Here is an 8,910-nt window from a genome sequence, read left to right as displayed (position 1 = left end):
GCAGGGAAATCGTTTGATTGTGTTGAAGCGAAGATTAACAATCAAGTGGGATGATTTCGTGATTGCGATAAGATTGCTTGAGCGAGCGCAGATCTGGATCGCCATTGTATTGTTGCCACTTGCAGTATTCATGCTTCTTCCGCTCGTATACCTTTTCAATCATGCGTTCAAGCCGTTACATGAGTTGTTTCTATTTCCGCCGACTTTTCTTGTCAGGGAGCCTACCAGTAGCAATTTTTCGGAATTGCTTGCCTTATCTGAATCCACCATTGTTCCGGTTTCCCGGTATATATTTAACAGCATCGTAGTAACATTTCTTTCTACCGTTGCGATGGTCGTCACTGGAGCGATGTGCGCTTACCCGCTGTCGAAGCATCCGTTTCCAGGATCGAAAATCGTATTGGGTCTTATTATGCTGGCTTTGCTTTTCGCAACGGAGGCGGTTGCGATCCCTCGTTTTATCGTGATCCAAAGCCTAGGCATTATGAATACATACCTTGGTCACGTGCTGCCGTTAGTCGCTTTGCCAGTCGGTGTGTTCCTGTTGAAACAGTTCATGGACCAGATTCCGAGCGACTTAATGGAAGCAGCCAAAATTGACGGTGCACGAGAATTTACCATTTTTTTGCGTATCGTGATCCCACTCGTCAATCCGGCAATTGCAACGATTTCCATTCTAGCTTTTCAATCCGCGTGGGGAAATACGGAGACATCAGCCTTGTTCATGCAGGAAGACGCGATGAAAACGCTACCGTTCTATATGGGCACATTAACATCCGGTCTTGCCAATTCTGTAGCCAGACAGGGAGCCGCTGCAGCTGGGGCATTGGTCATGTTTATCCCGCCTCTGGTCGTATTTATCATTTCCCAGCGAAAAGTCATCGCGACGATGGCGCATTCGGGGATTAAATAAGCAGAGGAGAACGGAGGTAACGCTATGTACAAGTATCTTGGCAAATGTAAATTTTCGCTTTGGCTCGTCTTTCTAATTTCTTTGACAGTATCCCCGATGGAAGCGTTCGCCGATGTGCCTTATCGAACGTTTACGAAAAACAGCTACGGGCGTACGATAATGACTCAACCCGCCTATACTCCGGCTGGCGTTCTGGCGCATGAGATTCCAATCGTGGGTGATAAGGGCGAGGTCGAGTATACAACGCTGCAGCGACCGCAGGATCTGTTTATTGCGCCTGGCGATGATATGTATATTGCCGATACGGACAACAATCGAATTGTTCATCTCAATGAGCAAGGAGAGCTTATCAAGATCATCACCGTGCCTGAAAGTCCACTGAAGCAGCCACAAGGTGTATTTGTTGCCGAGAACGGAGATATCTATATCGCCGATACGGGAAACAAGCGGGTTGTCCAATTGAACAGCCATGGTGAATGGATAAGAGAAATAGGCCGTCCGGAATCTAGGTATGTGAATGAAGCGTTTGTTTACGAGCCGACGAATATGGTTATCGACCAACGCGGATTTATATACGTCGTATCCAAAGGAAGCTATAACGGCGTCATCCAATTCAACCCGGAAGGCAAATTCGATAAATTTTTCGGAACGAATAAAACAGAAGTCACTCCAATGGATATCATTCGCAGACAGTTTTATACGAAGGAACAGTTAAGTCGGCAAGTGCGATTGCTGCCCGTTTCGATCCGCAACATCGATATCGATGCGCGAGGCTTCATCTATACGGTTTCCGGTTCCGAAACAGAACAAATCAAAAAAATGAACATTCGCGGAGAGAACGTATGGAAAGATATCAAGTTCAACAAAAATATGATATCTTTCACCGACCTGGACAAAAAGGATGACAAACTGGTTTCAGATATTACGGACGCTTCCGTGGACAGCAACGGCAACGTGGTGATTATTGATAAATCGCGGAACATCATTTCCCAATATGATGCAAACGGAAGTTTGCTTTTCTATTGGAGTGGACGGTCCGTCGTTGGAAAATCGCTTGTCGGATTGACGACTGCTCCGGTTTCGGTAGAAACCAATTCGAAAGGTCAGCTTTATGTTTTGGACGAAGCGCTTAATCTCATCCAGGTGTTTGAACCAACCGAGTTTGGCGCAGCAGTTCATGAAGCTTACAATCTGATGCAGGAAGGGAAATATTCGGAGGCGGAGAAACATTGGGACAACGTGCTGAAGTTGAACGCGCACTTCTCTCCGGCCTATAAAGGACTCGCCCAGGCTGCATTTTTCCGCGGCGAATATGAGCTCTCGAGGGATGTGTTTAAACTTGCAGGCGATGGTGCAGGATACTCCGATTCATTCTGGCAAATTCGCTTGCAGTGGTTCCAAGCAAACTTCTCCACACTCGCTAACAGCTTGATTGTCGCGGTTATCTTGTTACGGCTTTTCTTTTTCTTGAAGAAAAAATTCAAGTTCCGCGTCATCCCGAAAATGAGCAGGCTGAAACGCCAGACAGGGTACCAGCAGGCGAAGCATGCGTTTTATATTTTGAAGCATCCGCTGGACGGCTTTGCCGATTTGCGTTTTCTGAGTAAAGGCGGTTATACGAGCGCCATCATCATTTTATTGTTAACGATCGGAACGATTCTTGTGAAGTCGTATTATACAAGCTTTACATTCAATCCGGTTCCGGTTTATGCCAAAGGTTCGACGTCTACGCTGACGATCTTCTTGGCAACGTGGCTGTCTTGGGTCGTTTGCAATTATTTGATCGGTTCAATCCGGCAAGGAGAAGCACGGTTTAAGGACGTATTCGTTGGAAGCTCATATTCGTTAGTTCCAGTCGTATTGCTGGGGCTACCGCTGGCAGCCCTCTCAAATATATTTACGCTTAGCGAAGTGTCGATTTACGGCTCAATCGGGACAGGAATGATGCTGTGGTGCGGRCTATTATTTTTCTGGAATATCCAGGCGCTGCAAAACTATGGTGTCGGAGAAACGGTAGTCAATATTTTGCTTACGTTCTTAACGATGATTATCTTATGGGTCGTCATATTCATCTTGTTCGGATTGTTGTCTGAATTTTTCAGCTTTGTTTATACCATTTATCAGGAGGTGTCGATGTGATGCACTTGTTCCGCTCCGGTAAACTACTAATATTCGCTGCGATCGGCATCTTATCCGCGTCGATGCTCAGCAGCTTCATCTATGCAAAGTCCGATTCTACAGATCGGATCGCAAAGGCAAAGTCTAGCGTTCGTATAGCCTCGGCTTCCAAACAAAGCGGAAGCTTGCCAGACGAAACCCGGTTCCAGTCCATTGCCGAGAATGAAAGGCTGCAGCTCAAAGTCGACCCAACCTCCGGACACTTTACGGTAACAAGTAAACAAACAGGAGAAATATGGCGTTCCTTCCCGAACTCGAAAAATTGGCAGGATGAGCTGAATACAGATGCGTGGAAAGTTCATCTGGGTTCTCCTTTTATGTTCCGTTATTTAGAGTTCAATACACGCAAAGATTTGCTTATCGAATCGAACTTAATTGCGCAAGGAGGGGCGGTCTCACAGTTTGAAAAAACGGACAGCGGTTTCAAAATCCGTTATGAGATGCCAGATATCGGCTTCATTATTCCGGTAGAAGTGAAGCTCGGTGAAGATTTCGTCGAAACGAAAATATTGGCGGATGGCTTAGTTGATGAAAAGGTGTACCCGAAAGATATGAAGGATCCGAAGGCCAGACTGGCGTCCATTCGTTTATTTCCGTTTCTGGGCGCGCAGACGTCCGATAATGAGGATGGCTTCTTGTTTGTTCCGGACGGTCCGGGTGTGCTGCTCGACTTTAAAAAACATCGCATGGGTACGCAGAACCTATATTCGGAACGCACATACGGTGATGACTGGGCATACAGCAACCGCAACACGATGTCCGACCGCAATCCGGTTTCATTGCCGGTTTTCGGGGTGAAATCGAATAAACAAGCGGTACTCGGCGTCATTGCCGAAGGCGAAGAGTATGCAAACATTGTTGCGGCGCCTTCAGGCTCGTTCAGCCAATACAATTGGGCGACGCCCGAGTACCAATACCGGTTTAAGTTTTTCCAGCCGACCGATACGAAGAGGCTTAACGGCTATTTGACTTATAGTACCGCTATTACGAAGTCGGATCGGGCGACTCGTTATTACTTCATCGATGAACAAAATAACCAAGAGATCAGTTACGTTACGCTCGCCGAACGCTATCGTACACATTTGATGCAGGAATACCGGATGAAACCGCTGACGAATGCCAATTTGAAGCTACAGCTTCATCTGCTTGGCGGCGATACGGAAGACGGATTTTTATGGGACTCTTATTTGCCGCTGACTACAACGGAAGAGGCCGCCAAGATCGTACAGGATTTGCTCGCGGTTGGCGTGAAGGATATGGACATTTCCTATCTTGGGTGGCAAAACGACGGCTATAGCGAATACGGCGGCGCTTTCCCTGTTCCGAAAAAACTTGGCGGCAACGACGGGATGAAGAGGTTTGCCGAATATGCGCATTCAGAGGGTCTTTCGGTGTACCTTGACGCAACTTCCTATACCTTTAATAGTGGTAGCAAGGATAGATTCCGAAAAAAAAGGGACGGTCTGCGTGATCTGGGCTCCTCTATTATCGAGAGGAGAGGTACGGTTGTCAGTCCCCGATTTATGGAGAAAGTTTTTGTAGATGATCTGAAGGAAGCGAAGTCGCTTGGGATCGACGGCTACCTCCTCGGTCAAGGAATCGGAAGTGTCTTAAATACTGACTATAACGAAAAATATTTGTCGACCAGAGAGCAATCCAAGCAAATTCAGGTCCAGTTGTTTGAGCAAACGAAAGAGGCGCTCGGCGATGTACAAGTTGCACAAGGCAACGCGTATACATTGCCATATATCAGTCATTTGGACAACCTGCCATCCACCTATTCTTATGATTTGTTTGTCGATCGCGTAGTTCCTTTTGCTCAAATCGCCCTTCATGGCCTAACGACTTATTCGTTCAATTATGCCAACTTGAGTGATGACTACAGGGAGAGCTTCTTGAAAGGCATAGAGTACGGCGCTGTCCCATCTTTCGTCGTAACCTATGCTCAGTCCGAGGAATTGCTAAAATCGTTAAATTTACAACGATTTTACAGCACGAATTATAGCGACTGGATACAAGAGATAGAATCGCAATACAAGAAATACGAAGAAGCGCTCGGTGATGTGCAGGACAAGTTCATTACAGGGCATCGTGAATTGATGAGCGGGGTTTATGAAACGACATATAGCAACGGCAAACAAATTATTGTGAATTATAACAATAAGAAGGTTACGGTCGGTAGCCATGTTGTCGAGGCGAAAAATTACATCGTCAACCAAGGAGGTTCGTAACATGGCAGGAAAACGGATACTTTCCGCCAGGACGTCCCGCAAGCTGGAAGGAACGCTGTTTATGGCGCCGTGGTTGATCGGATTTATCGCTTTTTTAGGATTCCCACTGCTCTTCTCGCTTTATATGAGCTTTCATCAAGTTAAAATTTTACCGAAAAGAATCGTTTACGATTTTGTTGGCTTGAAATATTATCAAGAAATCTTATTCAACAGCTCGGCTTTATACGACCAATTGATTCCTTATTTCCAAGAAGTCGTCCTCATGGTGCCGGTTATCGTTATTTTTGCCTTAATGATCGCGATCATGCTGAATCAGAAGCTTCCGGGACGATTTATATTCCGTGCGATTTTTTTCTTGCCGGTTATATTCTCTACGGGCGCCGTCTTAATGTCGTTTATGAATCAAGGCGAAGGCAGCCTCGGTTTCCTTGAACGATTTAATGTTGGTGGTTATATCGATATGTTCCTTGGGGATAATTCATGGGCAAAACCGGTAAAGCAAGTCATGAATCATTTTGTTCTGGTCTTATGGTATTCCGGGGTACAAATTTTATTGTTTATTGCCGGACTTCAGACGATTTCGATCTCTGCTTACGAGTCTGCTCGCATTGATGGTGCAACGCCGTGGGAAGTATTCTGGAAAATAACGCTTCCGGCAATGTCGCCATTTATTTTGCTGAACCTGATTTATACGGTAGTGGATATGTTTACGTTCCCGTCTAACCCTGTTATTTCGCTAATCACTACGGGCAATTACGGTTATAACAGCGCGATGGCATGGATTTACTTCTTGATTATTATTGCATTCCTTGGATTCGTCATTTTGCTATATGGCAGAATAAATCGGAAACATGCAAAAGCAGATCGAGGATAAGGGGGAGGAAGCGGATGATGAAGGCGAATTTAGCGACGCGCGTCAAACAAAATTGGACGACGAAACGCGGCGTGAGCAAGATTCGGTATTTGGTGCTTGGCAGAGAATTCAATCAAGGTCTTATTTTTAAATTGGGATTGTATTCCGTATTAATCATAACTTCTTACATTTATATGAACCCGATGATTAAAATGCTCGTGAAAATGGTTATGAGCATCAAAGATTTGATCGATCCGACCGTGACGTGGATTCCAACTTCCATCTATTTGGGCCATGTAGCCGAAGCATGGAAGCTGCTTGATTACCCGAGATCGCTTGCCATCAGTTTGTTTATCGCGGTAACGGCGGCAGTGCTGCATTGCATCGCGTGTGGACTTGCGGGTTATGCACTCGCAAGACTTGATGTTCCGTTCAAAAAAACAGCTTTTTTCCTTGTCATATCAGCATTCATCATACCACCGCAAGTCATCATTTTGCCGACAATTATGGCGTATACGGAGCTTGGATTGAACGGGCATCTGCTTACGATGATCTTGCCTTCCGTGTTCGGTTTCGGGGTGAAGGGTGCGTTATTTGTCATCATTTTCCGCCAGTTTTTCTTGACGCAGCCGAAGGCATTGGAAGAAGCGGCGCGTATTGATGGCGCTAATGCATTGAAGTTTTATGTACGGGTTATGTTTCCTTTGGCCAAGCCGGCTATACTTGTCGTGTTCTTGTTCTCATTCGTATGGACGTGGAATGACACGTATTATCCGAGAATGTTTCTCGGAGCAAGCGAAAATATGCCGCTGTCGCTGAAAATCTCCTATATCGATCAAAACTTGACGGCGTTTATTGAAGCAGGCGGGTTTCCAGAATTTTTGGCCGAACCGATCAAGATGGGGGCAAGTTTCCTTGTTATTTTGCCTCCGCTACTAATCTACTTGTTCGCGCAGCGCTATTTTGTTGAGAGTGTCGAGCGTACCGGTTTGGTTGAATAAGAACATATGAAACCGGGGCTTTCAAGAAGCCTCGGATCGGTTCAAATATAGGAAAGTATATCATTTTACCATACTTTCTCTATATTTCTCCGGAATGAAACGCGCCACCACCATAAGGACGGCGACAGCCGTTTCACCTTGACTCTTATGATTTGTGCAATCTTCATCAGAGTATTTTACGGTTAAGGGGGTGATTCGATATGTGAAAATAATTCGATGTCGCAGCATATTCCTGTGATAACTCCCGATACGAAAGAGYCGAAGTTTCTAACGGTCGATTAAGAAAATTGTACGAATATGACTATAGCGTTATAAGGAATTGGGAAATAAGTAAGTGGACCGAAACATTTGAATAGTGAGGGGATACATATTATGAAATCGGTAAAAATGCTTTCATTGATCCTGATCTTAATGTTACTCGTAGCATCGTTTTCGGCATGTTCAAGCAAAAGCTCCGAAGGGGACCAATCAACTAATAAAGAGCAAAATTCTGCTGCTGCGAGTGATACTCCGAAGCAGGACGATCAAGACAAACCAGCCGTGACAGAACCGGAACCCAAGAAAGAGCAGATTACGTTAAAATTTATGGCGCCTTGGGGTGGGGAGTTTGAAGCGCGGGTGAAGCCGTTTGTCGAAGAGAAGTTCCCTAACATCAAGATCGAACTCATCAGCAAATGGGTCGGCAAGCAAGAGTTAGAGGAAACGTTCGCCGCGAAGGAAAATCCAGATATTCTATTGACCACCGGCGGCTTTGAAGTTCTGAAGGACATGGAGTTACTATATCCGCTGGATGATCTGGCGGTGCAAAAGAACGTTGACTTATCGGCATTCCGGCCGGGTGTGCTCGAATCGATGCGGGTGCGTGATCCTGATGGCGGAAACCGTTTATTGGGATTTCCTATGGAAGATGTTCAGGTAGCGCTTTTTTATAACAAATCGATTTTCGATCAATTTGGTGTTTCTTATCCGAAGGACGGAATTACCTGGGAAGAAGTTATTGACCTGACCAAGAAACTGACAGGAGAAAAAGATGGAGTCAAGTACCACGGAATAGCGAAAAATGGCTTATCGATGCCCTTTATGGAGCTTTCAGTACTCGGCACGGATCCGCAGTCGGGCGAAGTGCTGTTCTCCAAAGAACCGAAGTTCAAGAAATATTTCGATTTACTTGATAAGTTGCGCAGTATCCCTGGAAACTGGGATGTAGAGAAGGAAGAAGACTTGTATTTCCAGAACCAAACAACCGCAATGGCAATTCTATCCATTACCAATTTAGGTGGGTTACATGGTACCAAAGGGCTCAACTTCGATATGGTAAAAGTTCCGGGTTGGGCCGACCAGCCGGATATTACTCCAAACTACGCGCCTCTTGCAGTGAGTGTTAATCCGAACAGTGAGCATCTGAATGAGGCGTTTGATGTGATCGCATTCCTCGCTTCCAAAGAGCATCAAACAATGCTGCATCACACAGGCTCACCTTCTCCGCTTGGTGATCCGGACCTTGCTGTTCAGTTTGCCGAAATTCAAATGTCAGGCAGCAATAAGCAATACAATTTACAAGGCGTTTATTCAGGTACAAAAGCTGACCCAGTGTACTCCCCGTTCGGTCCGGATGCCCTTTACTACGGTGAGAACTATGTAGCCGAAAAGGCTGCCGAATTCATAACGTCCAAAGAAGATGTCGTTACGTTCTTAAGAAAAATGGACGAAGACTATACGATTAAAGTGAAAGAG

At 45.6% G+C, this 8,910-nt stretch carries 6 protein-coding genes; all 6 read left to right on the top strand.

Features of this window, described 5'->3' with window-relative positions; genetic code table 11:
* The first annotated feature begins 58 nt into the window (after positions 1-58).
* Positions 59-913, top strand: a complete 855-nt coding sequence (locus AC1DWN_RS21060; protein ID WP_477560865.1) for a carbohydrate ABC transporter permease — start codon at positions 59-61, stop codon at positions 911-913.
* Between the two features lie 24 nt (positions 914-937).
* Complete coding sequence (locus tag AC1DWN_RS21055; protein WP_477560863.1) at positions 938-3,052, top strand: YIP1 family protein; 2,115 nt, start codon at positions 938-940, stop codon at positions 3,050-3,052.
* Positions 3,052-5,322, top strand: a complete 2,271-nt coding sequence (locus AC1DWN_RS21050; protein ID WP_477560864.1) for a DUF5696 domain-containing protein — start codon at positions 3,052-3,054, stop codon at positions 5,320-5,322. The genes AC1DWN_RS21055 and AC1DWN_RS21050 overlap by 1 nt, the downstream gene beginning before the upstream one ends.
* Position 5,323: 1 nt before the next feature.
* Positions 5,324-6,196: a carbohydrate ABC transporter permease gene (locus tag AC1DWN_RS21045; protein WP_477560862.1), complete on the top strand. Its 873-nt coding sequence runs from the start codon at positions 5,324-5,326 to the stop codon at positions 6,194-6,196.
* Positions 6,197-6,210: 14 nt separating this feature from the next.
* Positions 6,211-7,176 (top strand): carbohydrate ABC transporter permease, encoded by a 966-nt coding sequence (locus AC1DWN_RS21040; protein ID WP_477560861.1) that lies wholly within the window; start codon positions 6,211-6,213, stop codon positions 7,174-7,176.
* A gap of 372 nt (positions 7,177-7,548) precedes the next feature.
* A partial coding sequence (locus tag AC1DWN_RS21035; protein WP_477560860.1) for an ABC transporter substrate-binding protein occupies positions 7,549-8,910 on the top strand: 1,362 nt, incomplete at its 3' end.

The organism is Paenibacillus sp. P4_A7 (genome assembly GCF_056402455.1).
Note: the sequence above shows the minus strand (reverse complement) of the source record. Positions and strands in the feature narration are given on the sequence as shown.

Bases quoted from the DNA above. Each gene is read 5' to 3' on its own strand.
- AC1DWN_RS21050 (WP_477560864.1), top strand. From the start codon at position 3,052: ATGCACTTGTTCCGCTCCGGTAAACTACTAATATTCGCTGCGATCGGC.
- AC1DWN_RS21045 (WP_477560862.1), top strand. From the start codon at position 5,324: ATGGCAGGAAAACGGATACTTTCCGCCAGGACGTCCCGCAAGCTGGAA.
- AC1DWN_RS21040 (WP_477560861.1), top strand. From the start codon at position 6,211: ATGATGAAGGCGAATTTAGCGACGCGCGTCAAACAAAATTGGACGACG.